Annotated in this window: 18 protein-coding genes and 2 pseudogenes; 10 read left to right on the plus strand and 10 right to left on the minus strand. The window is 32.7% G+C overall.

The genetic code is table 11. The features are described 5' to 3' along the window. Positions 1-8: 8 nt before the first annotated feature. The 4 genes from LIS78_RS27435 to LIS78_RS27450 all read right to left on the minus strand — a co-directional run bounded on the left by LIS78_RS27435 (position 9) and on the right by LIS78_RS27450 (position 3,544). Positions 9-632: an acyl-CoA synthetase family protein gene (locus LIS78_RS27435; RefSeq protein ID WP_252285382.1), complete on the minus strand. Its 624-nt coding sequence runs from the start codon at positions 630-632 to the stop codon at positions 9-11. Next, positions 608-1,774, minus strand: a complete 1,167-nt coding sequence (locus LIS78_RS27440) for an AMP-binding protein (protein WP_252285383.1) — start codon at positions 1,772-1,774, stop codon at positions 608-610. The genes LIS78_RS27435 and LIS78_RS27440 overlap by 25 nt, the downstream gene beginning before the upstream one ends. A 48-nt stretch (positions 1,775-1,822) precedes the next feature. Continuing rightward, complete coding sequence (locus LIS78_RS27445) at positions 1,823-2,155, minus strand: carboxymuconolactone decarboxylase family protein (protein WP_209151961.1); 333 nt, start codon at positions 2,153-2,155, stop codon at positions 1,823-1,825. A gap of 780 nt (positions 2,156-2,935) precedes the next feature. Continuing rightward, the gene (locus LIS78_RS27450) at positions 2,936-3,544 is read right to left on the minus strand and encodes a TetR/AcrR family transcriptional regulator (protein ID WP_209151960.1); all 609 of its coding nucleotides are present in this window, start codon (positions 3,542-3,544) and stop codon (positions 2,936-2,938) included. Positions 3,545-3,733: 189 nt separating this feature from the next. Here LIS78_RS27450 and LIS78_RS27455 point away from each other — a divergent pair, with 189 nt between their 5' ends. The 6 genes and pseudogenes from LIS78_RS27455 (at position 3,734) to LIS78_RS27475 (ending at position 8,058) form a co-directional block, all read left to right on the plus strand. Further along, the gene (locus tag LIS78_RS27455) at positions 3,734-4,264 is read left to right on the plus strand and encodes a YhgE/Pip domain-containing protein (RefSeq protein ID WP_252285384.1); all 531 of its coding nucleotides are present in this window, start codon (positions 3,734-3,736) and stop codon (positions 4,262-4,264) included. Positions 4,265-4,291: 27 nt separating this feature from the next. Then, the gene (locus LIS78_RS27460) at positions 4,292-4,915 is read left to right on the plus strand and encodes an ABC-2 transporter permease (protein ID WP_252285385.1); all 624 of its coding nucleotides are present in this window, start codon (positions 4,292-4,294) and stop codon (positions 4,913-4,915) included. A gap of 133 nt (positions 4,916-5,048) precedes the next feature. Next, positions 5,049-5,234: a helix-turn-helix domain-containing protein gene (locus tag LIS78_RS27465; RefSeq protein ID WP_252285386.1), complete on the plus strand. Its 186-nt coding sequence runs from the start codon at positions 5,049-5,051 to the stop codon at positions 5,232-5,234. 143 nt (positions 5,235-5,377) lie between these two features. Beyond that, complete coding sequence (locus LIS78_RS31630) at positions 5,378-5,488, plus strand: helix-turn-helix domain-containing protein (protein ID WP_350495080.1); 111 nt, start codon at positions 5,378-5,380, stop codon at positions 5,486-5,488. Next, positions 5,461-6,108: pseudogene (locus LIS78_RS27470) on the plus strand (branched-chain amino acid transport system II carrier protein); the annotation flags it as partial. The gene LIS78_RS31630 and the pseudogene LIS78_RS27470, both read left to right, overlap by 28 nt. A 657-nt stretch (positions 6,109-6,765) precedes the next feature. Beyond that, positions 6,766-8,058 carry a Glu/Leu/Phe/Val family dehydrogenase gene (locus LIS78_RS27475; RefSeq protein WP_209151956.1) on the plus strand — a complete coding sequence of 431 codons (1,293 nt, stop codon included), beginning with the start codon at positions 6,766-6,768 and terminating at the stop codon, positions 8,056-8,058. Between the two features lie 457 nt (positions 8,059-8,515). On the opposite strand, the gene LIS78_RS27480 is transcribed toward LIS78_RS27475, so the two are convergent. The 4 genes from LIS78_RS27480 to LIS78_RS27495 all read right to left on the minus strand — a co-directional run bounded on the left by LIS78_RS27480 (position 8,516) and on the right by LIS78_RS27495 (position 12,244). Further along, positions 8,516-8,788, minus strand: coding sequence for a YbjQ family protein (locus LIS78_RS27480; protein ID WP_252285387.1), 273 nt, complete (start codon positions 8,786-8,788; stop codon positions 8,516-8,518). A gap of 570 nt (positions 8,789-9,358) precedes the next feature. After that, on the minus strand, positions 9,359-9,709 hold the full coding sequence (locus LIS78_RS27485; RefSeq protein WP_209151954.1) for a DoxX family protein: 351 nt from the start codon (positions 9,707-9,709) through the stop codon (positions 9,359-9,361). 878 nt (positions 9,710-10,587) lie between these two features. Beyond that, the gene (locus LIS78_RS27490) at positions 10,588-11,373 is read right to left on the minus strand and encodes a tyrosine-protein phosphatase (RefSeq protein WP_209151953.1); all 786 of its coding nucleotides are present in this window, start codon (positions 11,371-11,373) and stop codon (positions 10,588-10,590) included. A gap of 46 nt (positions 11,374-11,419) precedes the next feature. Next, positions 11,420-12,244 carry an alpha/beta fold hydrolase gene (locus tag LIS78_RS27495; protein WP_209151952.1) on the minus strand — a complete coding sequence of 275 codons (825 nt, stop codon included), beginning with the start codon at positions 12,242-12,244 and terminating at the stop codon, positions 11,420-11,422. 194 nt (positions 12,245-12,438) lie between these two features. On the opposite strand from LIS78_RS27495, the gene LIS78_RS27500 reads away from it, so the two are divergent. Next, positions 12,439-13,029, plus strand: coding sequence for a TetR/AcrR family transcriptional regulator (locus LIS78_RS27500; RefSeq protein WP_209151951.1), 591 nt, complete (start codon positions 12,439-12,441; stop codon positions 13,027-13,029). Between the two features lie 173 nt (positions 13,030-13,202). Here LIS78_RS27500 and LIS78_RS27505 read toward each other — a convergent pair. Beyond that, positions 13,203-13,538 (minus strand): annotated as a pseudogene (locus tag LIS78_RS27505) (MBL fold metallo-hydrolase); the annotation flags it as partial. Between the two features lie 240 nt (positions 13,539-13,778). Between LIS78_RS27505 and LIS78_RS27510 the strand changes: the two are divergent. Both LIS78_RS27510 and LIS78_RS27515 read left to right on the plus strand, forming a co-directional pair. Further along, complete coding sequence (locus LIS78_RS27510) at positions 13,779-14,228, plus strand: hypothetical protein (protein ID WP_209151950.1); 450 nt, start codon at positions 13,779-13,781, stop codon at positions 14,226-14,228. A 13-nt stretch (positions 14,229-14,241) separates the two neighbouring features. After that, on the plus strand, positions 14,242-14,541 hold the full coding sequence (locus LIS78_RS27515; protein WP_209151949.1) for a DUF2653 family protein: 300 nt from the start codon (positions 14,242-14,244) through the stop codon (positions 14,539-14,541). A 178-nt stretch (positions 14,542-14,719) separates the two neighbouring features. Here the strand turns inward: LIS78_RS27515 and LIS78_RS27520 are convergent, their stop codons facing one another. Continuing rightward, positions 14,720-14,917 carry an IDEAL domain-containing protein gene (locus LIS78_RS27520; RefSeq protein WP_209151948.1) on the minus strand — a complete coding sequence of 66 codons (198 nt, stop codon included), beginning with the start codon at positions 14,915-14,917 and terminating at the stop codon, positions 14,720-14,722. Between the two features lie 816 nt (positions 14,918-15,733). Here LIS78_RS27520 and LIS78_RS27525 point away from each other — a divergent pair. Beyond that, positions 15,734-16,882 carry a tyrosine-type recombinase/integrase gene (locus tag LIS78_RS27525; protein ID WP_252285388.1) on the plus strand — a complete coding sequence of 383 codons (1,149 nt, stop codon included), beginning with the start codon at positions 15,734-15,736 and terminating at the stop codon, positions 16,880-16,882. Positions 16,883-16,980 lie beyond the last annotated feature (98 nt).

Here is a 16,980-nt window from a genome sequence, read left to right on the forward strand (position 1 = left end):
GAATGAATTTAATTATGCCAAACCTCTAAACCATTATTTAAATACGCGTTTTTACAAGCACGTCTTTGAATTTTTCCACTAGACGTTTTTGGTATACTGCTAGTCTTTAAAAGGTAAATAGCGTATGGTTGAACTTCATGTTCCTCCATTACTTGTTGACGGATGTTCTTTAAGACATTGTCTAAATAATCCTTTGAATCTTTTTCTTTGTTTTGTCTAGGTCTATATTTACGTTCAATTTCAGCAACTATAATCAACTTTTCTTCCCCATTTATATCAACAGAGAAGGCAGCGCTTGCTCCTGAAATAATGGCTTCATCTGCTTTTTCCACAGTTAATTCAATATCTTGTGGGTAATGGTTTTTCCCTCTCATTACAATGACATCTTTCAGTCTACCTGTTACGAAAAGCTGCCCTTCATGAAAGAAACCTAAGTCTCCAGTTCTTAAAAAGCCATTTTCATTTGTGTCTTTCACTGTATTATTAAATGCATAATTCGTTTCATGTTCCCGTCCAAAATATCCTTTGGCTATACTATCTCCTTTAACCCAAATTTCACCTATTTCATTTGATGCACATGTGGATAAGGAGTCAGTATTAACAATTTTTACTTTCTGATGAAGCCAAGGCATTCCGCAACCAATTTAACTGAATATTCAGAATTTATAGGTCGCTCTATAGCTTTATTTTCTAGAAGACTTTCTTTGCAAAAGCCTTTGGAGACAGGTTTTGTTAATTTTTCATTACCTGTTATAAATAAAGTTGCCTCAGCCATACCGTAGCACGGAAAAAATTGATTGAGTTTAAAACCACAATCTTTAAAAGCCTGTGCGAACTTTTGAATAGTTTCATAACGCACGGGTTCAGCACCATTAAAAGCAACTTCCCAACTACTTAAATCAAGCTGCTTCTTTTGTTCATCTGTAATCTTTTTTAGACATAAGTCATAAGCAAAATTGGGTCCACCACTAATAGTCGCTTTGTACTTTGAAATAGCACTTAGCCATCGAAAAGGCTTTTGTAAAAAATCCATTGGTGACATAAATACACATTTTGCTCCAAGATATAGTGGTTGTAGAATGTTACCTATTAACCCCATGTCATGATACATTGGTAGCCATCCGAGCATGACTGTGTCCTCGTTATGCTGACAAGCTGCTTTAATCATGGCTTCATTGTGCAAAATATTCCCGTGAGTAACCATTACTCCTTTAGGAGAAGATGTAGATCCTGAAGTATATTGTAAAAAAGCTAAAGATTCCTTAGCTATCTTCGGTTGCGACCACTGATACTGATGGTTATTGGGTATGTCGTCAATCGGAATCCACTTTAGGTTCATATTTGAAAGTTCATCTGAGAAATGAAAGCTTATTTTTGAATGTAGGTGTGTAGTCGTTAAAATAATATTAGTAGTTGCATCATCCATAATCGCTTTTAAACGCAACATATTTCTACTCAATCCAGGAGGATACACAGGTACAGGTACTACATTCGCATAGATACACCCTAGAAAGGCTTTAATATAGTCTATTCCAGATGGATACATCAAAAGAGCTCGTTGCCCTTCTAAACCTAAATGCTGTAGGTAAGCAGCGATTTGCTTAGCACACGTATGAAGTTCTTGATAAGTAATATTAATTTCATTCTGGTTGTCATTATATAAAAATGTGTAGACTACTTTTTCAGGATGCATCATCGCTTTATGGGATAACAAGTCTATCATTGAAGAATAATTACTACTTGGAATAGTAGGATTGTCTATCAACTTTTCCACGCCGTCTACACCTCTTTTTAGTGTTCTAAAATCACAAAATCAAAAGTTCTATTCTCTTTCGAAGGCATTGATGGCATTTACGCTATGACTAATTGCAGCCCCAGCTTTAAGTGCAGCTGCTACAGTCACTGCTTCTAAAATTTCATCCATCGTTCCACCTAGTTTTTTATACTTAGCTACATGAGCTTCAATACAATAAGGGCATCCTGTTGTATGGGCCACAGCAATAGCAATCAACTCTTTTGCTTTAGGAGGAATCGTTCCAGTATTAAAAACCTCATGTTCAAACTGCATAAACTTTGCGGCAACCTTTGGCGATCTTTCCTTTAATTCACCTAATCTATTTAGATATGATTTTTTATATAAAGTATCGTCTGACATCTTTTATTTCTCCCCTCATTGTTTAAATATAAGTAACTATCATAAAGAGTAAAACAAACTACTTTAAAATAATAAAAACTTATTTAATCATCGGACGATTTTTCCACCTCTTTTTCATAATGGTAATATTTTACTACTTTGAAATAGAAGAAAATTAACCTATAATTACCTCTATTTGTAAAAAAATGTAGCTGCAAATGGATTCTACAAACAATATTTTGGGTTGTCAATCACTTTATTTAAAATTTAAGAATAATTTAATAACTATTTTACAAGACTTTTAGGAGGTGAAATAAAGGCTATTTATCCACTAGGATAAGTACAATATTATGCTTAAAATTATATTAATAAAATCAAAGTGAAACTCATCTCAAAGAGTATTTTTGGAAGGTTTTACAAAAAATAAGAGGACTATAAGATATAAGAAAGTTTTGATGGTTTTTAAGAGCAGATGAATCTTTATTTAAAAGTGAGATATTCACTATATATAATATGTTTCTATAACACTCAAACATTTTTTTGAATGTTAAAGCATATGACAACGTTACCATTTTTACTAAAATAGAGTGGTACGAAAAATTTTTTGTTTTTACAAGAGTGAAATATAAAAGTGAAGGTAAAAGAGGATTGTCGAATGAGGGATTATATCAGCTTTAAGGGTCTATTACGTAATTGACCTTAGATATAATCCCATTTGTTATAAAAATCTAGGTTAGGCTACTATTTAGCGAAATTGCTTATTGTATTAAATTTGGAACGCTTAATTATCTAATTCTTATCTTAGGCCTCAATTTCAAAACCTGAAGACTGTAATGGACCAATTGTTATTAAGTTAACTAACTGCAATGCCATATGTTTAGGAGAGTAGACTAAATCATTATTAACCCACCATTCTACTGTACCGATCAATGCTGAAGAAATGAAATGGATTAATAATTCTGGTGGAGTTGAAAACTTTTGTTCTTGTAAATTTATTGTGGCAAATTCTTTTCTAAATTTCTCTTGAATAACTCCTTGCATTTTGCGATTAAATCCATGTACCCCTTTTTCACTTAACATGATTTGATAAAACGTAGCATGGTGAAAAATATTTGTAAATATAGCTTCAATCATTGATTGAAACTGAGATATTTTTACCCTTTTCTTTTGGATGTATATACAAGGGTTAATAATATCTGTTAGTTCCTCAAAAACTTCGTCAATTAATTTGTCTACCAAATCTTGCTTATCTACATAGTGAAGGTAAAAAGTAGCCCTGTTAATTAACGCATTGTCTGCAATATCCCTAATCGTAATAGATTCATAGCCTTTCTCTTGAATTAAATCAATAAACGATTCTTTAATCATTTTTCGTGTTCGAATAACACGCAAATCTGTTTTTTTTAACATTTTCTCATCACCTGTCTATGATTTCAGTTTTAGTTAACACTTGGGACTCATGTGTTGTATATATAACAAATAACGCAATATTGATTATTGAGTATGTGAGAATAAGGAATATAATTACATTGTATATAACAAGGCGTTTCTTATGCAACGCCCTGTCAATGAAAACAAGATGCTCAGGAGGGAGATTACGTGTGCGTATTTAAGAGTTTTTTTTCACAAAAAAGATTTTGGGGGAGCTTACTAGGAATTATCATCGTCGTTATGATTTTTAGTATTGCTTTCATAGGATCAATTGTTAATCCCACTCCGAAGGACTTGCCAGTTGCATTAGTAGTAAATGATAAAGGTGCTGAACTGCCTAATAAGACAAAACTGAATGCTGGTGAACAATACAAAGAAGCGTTACTAGATAATAAAGATATTCCCTTTAAGTGGTCAGTGATTGATCAGAGGGAAGATGCTATCAGTGCAATGAACGAAAAGAAGTACTATGCAACGATTGTGATTCCAGAGAATATGTCTCAACAAATCATGTCCCTTCAATCGCCTTCACCACAAAAGCCAGAAGTAGAGGTAATTATTAATCAAGGAATGCATTACACAGCTGCTAATACAACAAAGCAGGTTATCGATCAAGTGCTTTCTAAAATAAATGGTCAAATTCAGAATACTGTTTTTACCCAGTTAGAAGCCAATAAAGCTACTATTACTCCTTCGTAAGCGAAACTTTTGAGTAGTCCTTTACTTGTGAAGAATGAAACAGTTAACGAAGTTGGAGATCATACAGCCAATGGAAATGCCCCTGTATTATTTACACAAATAATATGGATCGCAGTCATTATTAGTTCTGTTATTCATTTTGTTATTATGAAGAAGGTTACAAATGGCCATATAAGTATCCGATCTGTTTTAACCCAATTAGTTGCAGGACTTCTATTTGCAACCGCCATTGCTTCTACAGTCCTTTTATTTACCGATAAGGTATTAAACGTTAATATATCTGACTTCCAGGCAACACTCTTATTTTTAGTCTTTACTGCATTTATGTTTTATTTACTTCAAAACGCTCTTTTAAATTGGTTAGGATTGGTAGGAGTTCCATTATTCATCTTACTTTTTCTCTTCTCAATTCCGGTATTAAATTTACCTCCAGAGTTTCTACCTACAGTAACTCAAGGTTGGTTTTATTCATGGGTTCCTTTTAAATATAGTGTAGAAGGTCTACGTAACATCTTCTATTTTGGAGGGCATAATATTGAAAGCTATTTATTTGTTTTAGGAATGATAGGTGTGGCTTCATTTATAATCATGTCGCTTTCTATACTCAAAACAACAAGTAAAGAAAAAACAATGGTAGCTGTAGAAAAGTAATTTTTATTTATTAATAAAAAAGACCTTGAGAAGAGCAAGTGGGACTGACCCCCTATAGGGAGACAAATAAAAACACCTTTAAGTTAAAAAACGGGTATATACTACCTAACAATCACTTGGAGGTGTTTTTTCTATGGGGACAAGAGTTAGTTATCCAGCAGAGGTAAAGGTAAAAGCTATTGAGATGAGATTAGCTGGTGTACCTGTCAAAGAAGTGCTTTCCCAATTAAACATTCGCAGTTACACCCAATTGAAAAGGTGGATGAGAAGGTATAAAAATGGAGAAATTCGTCGATTTGAACAGCCCGTAGGCAAGTAATATTCGTACGGAAAGGGACCTGGCTTTAAAGACGAAATATCCAAATTGAAAGCAGAAAACCGGTATTTAACACAACAGATTGAGGTCTAAAAAAAGTACAAGGAACTGGAGAGGAAGTGGTCCCAGAAATCGTAGTGAACGTAGTGGAAGAGTTAAAAGATAAGATACCAGTCTATCAAATCTGTCAGTACCTTGATATCCCTCGATCGACTTATTATCGCTGGAGGCAACAGGAATTGCTGCTATTATCCTAATAACCATTTATACAGCTCTTTCTTACATGGGTGCTTCAAGTGTAGAAAAACTTGGACACTTAGATAACGGAGGTACTGTTTTAATAAAAGTCTCGAATTATTATTTTGGAGCTTACGGTGGAATATTATTAGGGTTAATGATTACGGTAGCTTGTTTAACAACTAGTGTAGGACTTGTTGCTTCTTGTTCTTCATTCTTTCATAAACTATTTCCAAAGGTACCTTATAAAATACTTGCTATTAGTCTATGTGGTTTTAGTGCAATCGTTGCTAACATCGGGTTAACGCAGTTAATTGCTATTTCTATACCTCTATTAACAGCTATTTATCCATTAGCTATTGTATTGATATTCTTAACTTTTTTTCATCCTTTATTTAAAGGAAAAACTGAAGTTTATCAAGGGAGCTTACTTTTGACATTTATTATTAGTCTATTCGATGGATTAAATACGGGTGGTATTCACATTTCATCTATTAATAGTTTCTTTATTAGAGTTCTCCCTATGTACAAAGTAGGACTAGGGTGGATTGTTCCAGCTATTATTGGAGTATTAATAGGTTTTAGCATAGTACAAGTAAAAATCCTTCTTAATTACAGATCATCTAGACTGAATAAATAATAAGGATTGTGGTGCGAAGATTACACCCATTTGAAAGGGACATATAGTTTCTTCTATTACAATATTGCTTTTATCAAGATATGAGTTTAAGGTCCTCTGTTAAACGTAAAAAATAACCTTTGCATCAAAATCACATTTTTTATATTTCAAAATATTTATTGTAGGTTTTTGTCAGCTTCTGTGGTCTCTATGATAAATTAAAGCTACATTTGTTAAGAACGAATGAAAACGATTACAATATTGCAATTCTAACTGATGATTCAGTCTGTTTAAATAGTTCAACATTATAATAATCTCTAACTTTTATCTTATTGAAAAAATGTAAGGAATTGAAATATCAATTATACAGTGGCTATCTTCTTCTACTAGCCACATTAAAAGAAAGTAATCACGCTCTAGCTATAATCATGCTTATTATATTGAACCTTGAATAAAATAGCTAAATGAATTATTTCTGGGGGGAGACAATCTAAACAACACTGATTGTAACTAATTGTTATATAAAGAAACACATAATATGATGATTTGATTTGTCACCTGTAATTTTGTAAGAAAACTATGATTGAACGATTAAAAATACCGAAAATTCCTACCTAAATAAGTAAAAAATAAAAATTATATTAGAAATTACATTTTATTAATTATGGAGTCGATATTATGATAACTACTGAAACTTTAAGAAAATTATCTAAGGAACAGAAGGAAGAAAAAGATTCGCTGAACTTATTTCTTTCTACACAAACAGTTATAAAAGAAGCTCTGGATAAGCTAGGCTATTCAAATGATTTATTTGAATTATTAAAAGAACCTATTCGAATGCTAACCGTTCGTATTCCTGTCAAAATGGACGATGGTTCGGTCAAAGTATTTACGGCCTTTCGTTCCCAGCATAACGATGCCGTAGGACCAACTAAAGGAGGAGTACGCTTCCATCCTGAAGTGAATGAAGAAGAAGTAAAAGCATTGTCTACTTGGATGACTTTAAAGTGTGGGATTGCAAACCTCCCTTATGGTGGTGGGAAAGGCGGCATTATTTGCGATCCGAGAAATATGACGTTTGGAGAGCTGGAGCGATTAAGTCGAGGTTATGTGCGTGCAATAAGCCAAATTGTTGGTCCTACGAAAGACATTCCGGCACCTGACGTGTATACGAATTCTCAAATTATGGCGTGGATGATGGATGAGTACAGCCGTCTTCGCGAATATGATTCCCCTGGTTTTATTACAGGCAAACCCATTGTTTTAGGAGGATCACATGGTCGTGAAACAGCAACAGCACGAGGGGTAGCAATTTGTATTAAAGAAGCTGCAAAGAAAAAAGGTATTAACTTGCAAGATGCGCGTATCGTGATTCAAGGTTTTGGAAATGCAGGAAGCTTTCTGGCCAAATTCATGCATGATGCAGGAGCCAAAGTAATTGGTATTTCAGATGCGCATGGTGCTCTTTATGATCCTGCAGGGCTTGATATTAATTATTTGCTTGATCGACGTGATAGCTTTGGTACAGTTACAAATTTATTTACGGATGTCCTTACAAACCAAGAATTACTAGAAAAAGAGTGTGACATCCTTGTACCAGCAGCCGTTTCAAACCAAATTACGGCACAAAACGCTCATAATATAAAAGCTCCGATTGTAGTAGAAGCAGCAAATGGGCCAACAACTCTCGAAGCGACAAAAATTTTGGATGAAAGAGAAATCCTCCTTGTACCAGATATATTAGCAAGTGCAGGCGGTGTCACTGTTTCTTACTTTGAATGGGTTCAAAATAATCAAGGATATTATTGGTCAGAGAAAGAAGTGGCTGAAAAACTTCGTAAAGTCATGGTTAATTCTTTTGAAAATATTTATCAGACATCTCAAGATTATCAAGTTAATATGCGTTTAGCTGCCTATATGGTAGGAATAACAAAATCAGCCGAAGCTTCACGTTTCCGAGGCTGGGTATAAAATATAAGAATTTTCTATAATTCTATAAAGAAAGAATTATTAATAACATTTAAAGTGAGGAATTTGTAATGTGGGTTATTACTATAATCAATGCCTATTCAAAGAGCAATAATATTGTTATGTTTGAATTTAATACGGAAAAGGAAGCAAGAGAAACTTTTAAAAAAATACAAGAACATAAAATTCTTTCCGAGGTTATTTGCTGCTACAACCCTTAATTTACCTTATCTATTACTTTATAGGAACGGTTTTGATGAAACATTAGTAATTAGAAACATAGAAAGTCAGTTTCTCTAAATGACTAACTTATGGAGTTATTCCAAGTAGTATATGAATGAAATTCACCTATTTGGGATGGACTTGTCCTGTAAAGTAAGGCGTTCTTTTTATAGAAGAAACTCGTCAAAAAGAGACCTTCACTCTTATAGAGCAAAGGCCTCTTTTTGACGAGTTTCTTCTATTTTTTATCAATTTTCCCAAAATCATATCTCCTCATCACAATAGCGTTTGCACCTATTTGATAGGCGTTTTTAATCATCCGGTCCAAAGCTTCTTTTCTTGAATCTTCAAGCATAACTGTATATTGCTTGCTTTCTCCTCCTACTAAGGATTTTAACCCTGCCATAATATCGCCACCAATCCCTCTACTTCTTACAATTAGACCAAGTACAGGGCCTTTTACTTCTACAATTTTGTAACCCTCGTTTTTTTCTGTAGTAACTACCAACACATTAATCCCCTCCGCCTTTATATTGGGATTTCTTATAGTATTTAATTAACCAATAAAAATAGCATAATAGATGCATTATTCATTTGCCTATATTGGGAGTAATCAGTGAAACATTTAATATTCATTGAATACTTTGTTGATAATTCAATAAAACTAAAATAATCTAATTTCTGAAAATCCCCTTTGAGTAAACGGTATAGTCGCTTTCTTTTTCCTATCTACTCAAAGGGAAGCATACCATTACCAGACCCGCAGTTTTCGATAGGGATAGTTTCCGCGTCTAAACTAGTGGCGTGAGCCACACTATATAAAAGCCACTTCTTGTCGCACCATAATTAACATTCTCGGAAGTAAAGCACACCTCCCTCCATTCGGAGAGAGGTGTTATTCATTCTTAAAGTCTTTTATTTTCTGTTTTTTCTAAGTGAGGAGAGCCCTATAAGGGCTGCTTCAAATGTAATTATAATTCCAACAGCAAGGATTCCCAGAGACACAACTTTGTTAGGAATATATCTAGCAAAAGTCGATAAAAGTGCCCCTGAAATTCCTAACCAGACTAAAACTATTAGCTTAGGAAAACAACTTAAAGTTCCACATAATTACCATCATAGATAATATCAAACAGATTGTTGCAGGAATAATCATCTCAATAGGTTGATGGGCCCGAAAAATATGGGCATGTATGGCACCTATCATGAGAATTACAAACAATACGCCAGATACAAAAACCAAGTATGGATTCCAAATACCGCCAATCATTGCTATTGCTCCAATAAGTTCCACAATTCCAATTACAGACATTAACCATAATGGATATTGATAGTGCTGCCAATGTTCAACCTGAAACGGTATACGAAAAAGTTTTATGAAACCTCCCACTAAAATAAAAACGGCTAAAATTACTTGCATAATAGTCATCATCTAAACTTACTCCTTTTAAAAATCCTTTTGAGTAACAATGCCATCTTGAATGGTATGACTCAAATCAATATATTTTTGACTCTTCATACTAAATCCCCCCTCTGTTCACCTTAATAAAAACAACTTATATATGGAAATTTCATTATTTTTTCTTTTTCTAAAGGTGTATACTTCATACAATCCTAATTAACATATTGTCAATCAAATAAAATTTCAAGTACAAATAATATGTCCTCTACTTTAACACCCAACCATATATAACTGCCCCAAAAGAGGACAAATGCTCTATTGGGATGATAAAACGTGCGAGAATGAGACCTGCTGGTATTAACATAATAAAATACTTCAAGTTGAACTTACGTTGCCAGCCTAAAAATAATAAAGGAACAACGAGACTTAAATTTAAAATAGAACCTACTACCATTCCCTTTAGATTAGGAGATGATGAATTGATTTGAAAAAAGGAATGATATAACAAGTAATTTGAAATTAACACAAAAAGCAATCCGAAAAGACATAATGTAGACGTTTCATTTTTCTTAAGAATCAAACGATTCACCCCATTTTTAAGTTTTTTAATAGTATTTCATCTATATAATTAGTTGACATGTTACTTATTGTTAAATAATTATTTTATCTGGAAAGCTCCCCAATAAAGGATTTTCTCATTGATTTAAAAGGAACATGAGAACCGTTGATTAACATGCTATCTTACTTTATTTCAGGTTAAACAGGTTTTAGCATAGTGGTTTTTTATTTGGAGGTCTACTACCCAATATCTTGTGCCTTCTTTATTTCTTCTTCACTAATCCGGTAATTACTCATATCCATCATAACGCCTCCGTACGTTCTATATTCATAAGATATAGTTGATTCCATTATTCAATCAATAATTGCTTAAGGTTCTCTAAACTGCTTTGGGGAACTTTACAAGCCAGACGAAGGTAATTTTCAATATCACCGTATTGTCTTATAATCTTGTTATACACTTCTTCTAAGTAATCACGTCTAACTTCTAAGATTGGTTTTATACGCTCTGAAGACATTTGGAACAAACTCATCCATCGAATAAACGTTTCTATCTTTTTCATACGTTTCGCAATTAATTGATTAGATAAAAGGTATTCATTTATCACCGTTTCATATGGCACCCCCACAAGTAATTGGATAAGGGCTGATATAAACCCAGTACGATCCTTCCCTCCAGTACAGTGAATGAGAGCAGGTAAATTTTTTTGATTTGAAAGAAACGTGATAACTTCATTGATTTCCTTATAACAACCAAATGCCATATGGTCATACATTTCTCTCATTATTTTTTCAAAATCAATGGTATTGGATTTACTAACTAGAAACTTAAAGAATTCAAGATGTGTAAACTCTCTGCTCTTATCATGAATTGATACGTTTAGTAGTTGAATTTCCTTTCCAGTCTGGATGCGACTGACTTTTGATTGTTGTTCCTGAAGAGTCCTTAAATCACAAATTGACTTTATATTTATTTGATGAAAACTTTCTACATCTTTTTGAGACAATCGAGACAGTTCATCTGAACGGAATAGGATACCGGTCTTCACGTGGCAACCATCTTTGGTTTTAAAGCCTCCAATGTCACGGAAATTATATAAATTTTCAAATTGGTATATGTTTTCTACAGTTTTCATTCTCATTTCTCCATTATTATTTAGTCAGATTACCATTTATTTTGTTTTACTTGAAAGCTTTTATAAAAGGTTCAATTACGGCTAATACCTCTTCTTTATTTTCTAAATGCAAAGTATGACCTGCATTCTTTATCTTTTTATGTTGTAAATTAGGAGAAATCTCTAATGCTTTTTGCACATCTTTATCCCTTACTAGCCCCCCTAATTCAGGATTGCCTTGTAAGAGCAATACGGGACATCGAATTCTACGAAGTAACTTATCTACTTGATATCCAACGTATGTTTCCTCAAACTGATCTATCATAGCTGTTAGTACATCTGGATCCGTGTATGTTAAGTTTGTTATTATTTCATCAACCAAATGAATTCTTGTATGTGAAAGTTTAGAAGTTTTTTTAATTAATGCTTTAGGATTTGTCAATGCCATTTGATTAGAGTGTAGTATATCTCTCCATTTCATTAACTCCATGGATCCTTCTTTTAAAACTGTCATAGATAAGGGGGAATCACCAATAATTATCCCTGTAACAAGTGTAGGGTGGTTAACTGCCATCATAAGACTAATCATTCCACCAAGTGAATGACCAAATATAAGTGTCGGTTCGTTAACATGTTCTTTAAGGAAAAGAAAGATATCTTCCACATAATCTTTTAATCTATAATTTTTATCTCCTCTACCAGATTTACCATGTCCTCTTAAATCCACTGCATATACATGGGTTAGTTTTTCTAAATTAGGCAGAATAGTACTAAAAGTTTGCCACCTAGCAGTTCCGCCATGAAGTAGCAAAAGAGATATATCAGACGAATTAGGATTTGTTTCAACATAATTTAAACGAATCCTTCCTGAATCAAAAACTTTTTCTAACATTTTTTTCACCCTCTTATAAAGAATTATTTTTAATCTTATGACTAAAATAGTTTTTATAGTCATATAAAACCAAAAAAAATATTATGATTATTTAAGAATGTTTACTTTTATTTACATAACGGTTAAGATAAGTATAAACAGTATATGACTAAATGTCCATAAAAAGTCACAAAAATATCAAAAGGAGTTTTTCTATGCCTAAATTTACAGAACAAGAAAAAGAACATATTCACCAATCCCTTATGGAAAAAGGGAGAGAACTATTCATCCAATATGGGCTAGCTAAAACAAGTATTGATGATATTATACAAGCATGTGGAATTGCAAAAGGTTCTTTCTATAAATTTTTTCAATCTAAGGAAGAGCTCTATTTTGAAATCTTAAAAAACGAAGAAGAAGTAAGGGAAACTGTCCTCAATGAACTCTTTCGTGAAAATCTTCCCCCTAAAGAGTTACTAACTTCCTTTTTTCATACATCTTTCAAATTTGTTGAAGACAACCCCTTTCTTCAGCGTGTTTTTCAAAACGACGAACATGAAAGACTCACAAGAAAGCTTCCACAACAGATGATGGAATTTACCAAATGGCAAACTCAAAGAGGTATCGATGCAATCCAAATTTTGATGGAGCGTGGTGTCTTACCTCAAGAGAATCCAAAAGTAATTGTGGGAGTCATCCAGGCCATCATGATGCTACGATTACATAAAGAGGAAATTGGCACTGACCTTTTTCCAAAAGTAATGGATAAACTAATTGATTATGTAACTATAGGCTTGACTAAATAAGGATTTCAATCATATAGAAAGGAAACTCGTCAAAAAGGAACTCATTTGAATTTACTTCAGACTCAGAGGCGGATTTTTCTGTTTCTTTTTTAGACTGTATAGAGTATTTATTCTTAATTATGTTGGGTAAGCGAGGGGCATCACTGCCCCTAACTCCCCTAAGAACCTTAGGTGAGCATTTCTTCGGCTTGAATCAATCTTTCTGACTTCATTTCACCACTTATGTATGTTGATTCAATTTCACTAGCTATAATGTTGAGCCAAGGATATTTTTCTTTGAAGGCATATAAGGAACCTATATGATCATCATCATAATGGGTAATGATTATATTCTTTAACCTCCTTATTTCATACCCATTTTTTAAAATTTGATTTTCAATTAAAGTGAACGAATTTGTATACCCTGTATCGACCAAGGTTAGTTCATTATTCAATATAACTAAACTAGGATAAATGTAATTTTTTTGTCCATTAAATTCAAATTGAATTGGTAGCTCTACTATTTTCATTTTTCCTAATCATTATGAAACATGCAAAATCATATGAATAAATCTTTACACTAGAATCCCAATTTACATTATAATCATTTATATTTACTTTAAACTTGACCTTAAAATTACATTAAAAATAGATGAAATTAGTAGAAATCTATAAATTTAGTGATATAGTAACATCTAAATAAGCCCTCTAAGAAAGAAACTTTATTATAAATTAGCTATATTAGATTAATAAAGACAGCAGTAATTGTAATGAAAAAATTGACCTTAATTTTTGTATTAATATTTGCAATAGCTTTACCAAATGTTGCTCAGGCAAAAGGATTTAGTGGTCATAGTTCTTTCAGTCACAATTCTTCGTTCAGTTCTCATTCAAGTAGGGGCACATATTCGAGTGGAACTTATCATTCTGGATATAAGTCTCCATCAAGCAACGTTACAAGAACGTCATCACGTTCTAACTCTCACACGACATATAACCAGGCCCCGCCTTCACGAACAAAAAGTATACTGACTCATGCTGCAGCGTTTGGAACAGGTGCGTTTTTAGGCCATATGCTTCATCCATTTGAAGGAATTTATAATGGTGCATATGGAAATAATGCTTCAAATGGATTTTCTTTTTTAGGAATTCTTGTAGATATCCTTGTGATTTTAGTCATCATTTGGGTAATTAAAAACATCTTTACAAGAAGATATTAAGGAGAAATTTAAAATGGAAGTATTATTTAATGAACAAGATCTTGTGGATAGCATTTGTATTTATACTGCAGTAAGAGAAAGAATTGAACCTGAACAGGTAGAAGTAGATTTGGAGTTTCATCCTTCTCTTGGGCTTACTGCTTCTACTTTAGCATTAGGACGTACAGCGCGATTGTATGAACAAGACATCATTGATGCTGTTGCAGTATATTTACAGGACTATCACCAGTTCGTCGCTGGTCATTTACAAGTTAATTTATCCTTTTCAGAAAAGAGTGGATTTACTGCATCTATCCAGGTGTTAAATAATTAGTAATTAATTTTTGACACGAAAACTCCGGACGTTCTTGTACTGGAACCAATAGGTTCTCTCATTACGATTTTAATTCATTATAAAAAGATATATATAAATGTAAAATAAAAAGAAGCCTTAGTCTTTATATAACAAGGCTTCTTTTTGATAAGTTTCTTCTATATTATAGTGTTTTTTATTAAGATATAGATTTAAGTTCCTCTATTAAACGTAAAAAAGCTTCTTTATCTTTATTCTTTAAGGAGTGATCAATTTCCTCGAGGATCTTACTTCTTTTGAAGCTGTTCATCATTTGATTCAAAAATAATTCAGCCAATATTTCATCACGTAAATTTGGATCAACTCGATCCATTCCTTTAATAATGTTATTTTCCATTAAAAATCAACCCCTTTATCTTTTCCCTTTTTCAAACATTATTACCCTTTTTAACATCTTTTATACGAGATTGATAGATAAAGTGAGACATCGAATAATATTTAACCTCTGTATTTACAATCCCTTGCTATTCTAATTTTCATTTCATACTTATAAACCCATAAGGAAACACGCAACTATTTTATTTATTTGTTGAAATAAATCTAAAAAATCAACTTCTCATAATGTAGGTTCTAACAGTTAATTATAATAGAATCAAATTACAATTTTTACTTCTTATCATATACCAATCTATCTTCTACTTCCACTTTGAGAAATTGTTTTAGTTATGATAAATCAAAATAAAATTTATAGTTATTTAGCTTTAAGGTATTTTTAATAAGACAATTACAATTAAAAATACAAAATCAACTTCTTTTACACAAAGAAGTAAAAGATTAAACTTACTTATAAAAATTATAGTTTTATCATTTACACTTACTGACGACAAATAGATCATTTTTCTACAAATAATATAAAAATTAAACTTTATTTATAAAAAGTAAGTTTATACTTTTACTTCTATATAAGATAAAATAAAGAAGTAATATCTATAAAAGATAAATTTGAATACGCATTTAATTATGATAATACTTAATATTTAATTATTATCTTTCATACTTTTAAAATTATGATGAACGTTACTAGTAGTATTTAGAGGTTCTTTAGTGTCTATATACATATGAATACATACGTAATCTTAAATAGAGAAGAAACTGCCTTAATATCAGAAAGGGATATGAATAAGAAGACATGATCCGTGAGAGGAGAGGTTTTATGCAAGATTTCTCTTTAATGAATATAGGAACAGAAGTTAGAGAGACAAAAGGGGATTTCAACAAAATCGTTTCATTGATGTTGGATACTACGTATTATGATGTCTTAGAAGGAAGAAATGAACATCACCAGCGAAAAAACGAAGACATTTTTAGCGATTTTACAGATGAAGAGATGATGTACTACTATGTTCATCAACGAAAGCATATTCGAAAGAATCGAGAACGAAAAGAAAACACAAAAATAGAGTACTTACGGATTTTATTGCAGTTTTATCAGTATGCGGTAGAAAGTGAGTCGTTCTTACGACAAGATGTAGACCATTATATAGAAGAAACCATTTTAAAAAACCTAAGACCTTGGCATATACGGAACTACCAGACCTATCTAAGCACCGCATTATTAGGAAAGGGTGGGAAACCTTATTCATCCGCAACTTTAGATGCCAAAATGACGATTTTAAAGAGTTTTATGAAATGGCTACATGAAACGAAGTATATTCAGCATCCGTTACATAAAGAAATTTTGAGCACATCATTATCTGAGCAAGAAATCCCGAACCGAGATTTATATTACCATGAAGTCAAACAGCTATTGGACTATTACAAAGACCATCCTATCAACCATGGATTGTTAACCATGTTGGCGATGACAGGGTTGCGTGTACAAGAAATAGCGAATGCTTCGTGGGGAGATGTGTATCTAGATAGTTTAAGTGGCCATTATCGGTTAAGAGGAGTAGGGAAGGGTGGAAAGAAATTTGATAAGTTACTGCATCCATCCCTATATGAACGCATCCTTGCCTTTCGAGAACGGCGCCATGTTAATACAGTATTAAACACAAGTGATCGAGGGCCATTATTTCCAACTAAAGATGGAGCGTATTATCAATATAAAAACTTAAGTAATTATATTGTGCGTATCATTGAACGAACAGAGTTACCTTTTGTAAAAGAACGGACTGACAGGATTACACCTCATTACTTTCGTCATTTTTATGCCATCTATAGTAGGCAGCAGGGAGCCGATATTTTCTTAATTCAGAAGGAGCTTGGCCATAGTGACCGCAAAACAACCGAGCGTTATCTGGAGAAGGTTTTGCAGAGAGAGCAAGAAATTGGACTTATGTGGAAGGAGCAAGATTTCTAGTTGAATCATGTATGAAAGTCCCTGGATTTTGGTATGCTCAACCCATGTAATTACACGTTCTATAATGTTTATATATATGATATAAATCCAATCCGGTC

It is taken from the genome of Priestia megaterium, from assembly GCF_023824195.1.
Taxonomy (GTDB): Bacteria; Bacillota; Bacilli; order Bacillales; family Bacillaceae_H; genus Priestia; species Priestia megaterium_D.

Excerpts from the sequence above, each read along its gene's own strand:
- LIS78_RS27520 (WP_209151948.1), bottom strand. The coding sequence starts at position 14,917 with ATGGAAAATAACATTATTAAAGGAATGGATCGAGTTGATCCAAATTTA.
- LIS78_RS27515 (WP_209151949.1), top strand. The coding sequence starts at position 14,242 with ATGGAAGTATTATTTAATGAACAAGATCTTGTGGATAGCATTTGTATT.
- LIS78_RS27510 (WP_209151950.1), top strand. The coding sequence starts at position 13,779 with ATGAAAAAATTGACCTTAATTTTTGTATTAATATTTGCAATAGCTTTA.
- LIS78_RS27490 (WP_209151953.1), bottom strand. The coding sequence starts at position 11,373 with ATGAAAACTGTAGAAAACATATACCAATTTGAAAATTTATATAATTTC.
- LIS78_RS27450 (WP_209151960.1), bottom strand. The coding sequence starts at position 3,544 with ATGTTAAAAAAAACAGATTTGCGTGTTATTCGAACACGAAAAATGATT.
- LIS78_RS27485 (WP_209151954.1), bottom strand. The coding sequence starts at position 9,709 with ATGATGACTATTATGCAAGTAATTTTAGCCGTTTTTATTTTAGTGGGA.
- LIS78_RS27495 (WP_209151952.1), bottom strand. The coding sequence starts at position 12,244 with ATGTTAGAAAAAGTTTTTGATTCAGGAAGGATTCGTTTAAATTATGTT.
- LIS78_RS27445 (WP_209151961.1), bottom strand. The coding sequence starts at position 2,155 with ATGTCAGACGATACTTTATATAAAAAATCATATCTAAATAGATTAGGT.
- LIS78_RS27500 (WP_209151951.1), top strand. The coding sequence starts at position 12,439 with ATGCCTAAATTTACAGAACAAGAAAAAGAACATATTCACCAATCCCTT.
- LIS78_RS27435 (WP_252285382.1), bottom strand. The coding sequence starts at position 632 with ATGCCTTGGCTTCATCAGAAAGTAAAAATTGTTAATACTGACTCCTTA.
- LIS78_RS27475 (WP_209151956.1), top strand. The coding sequence starts at position 6,766 with ATGATAACTACTGAAACTTTAAGAAAATTATCTAAGGAACAGAAGGAA.
- LIS78_RS27525 (WP_252285388.1), top strand. The coding sequence starts at position 15,734 with ATGCAAGATTTCTCTTTAATGAATATAGGAACAGAAGTTAGAGAGACA.
- LIS78_RS27465 (WP_252285386.1), top strand. The coding sequence starts at position 5,049 with ATGGGGACAAGAGTTAGTTATCCAGCAGAGGTAAAGGTAAAAGCTATT.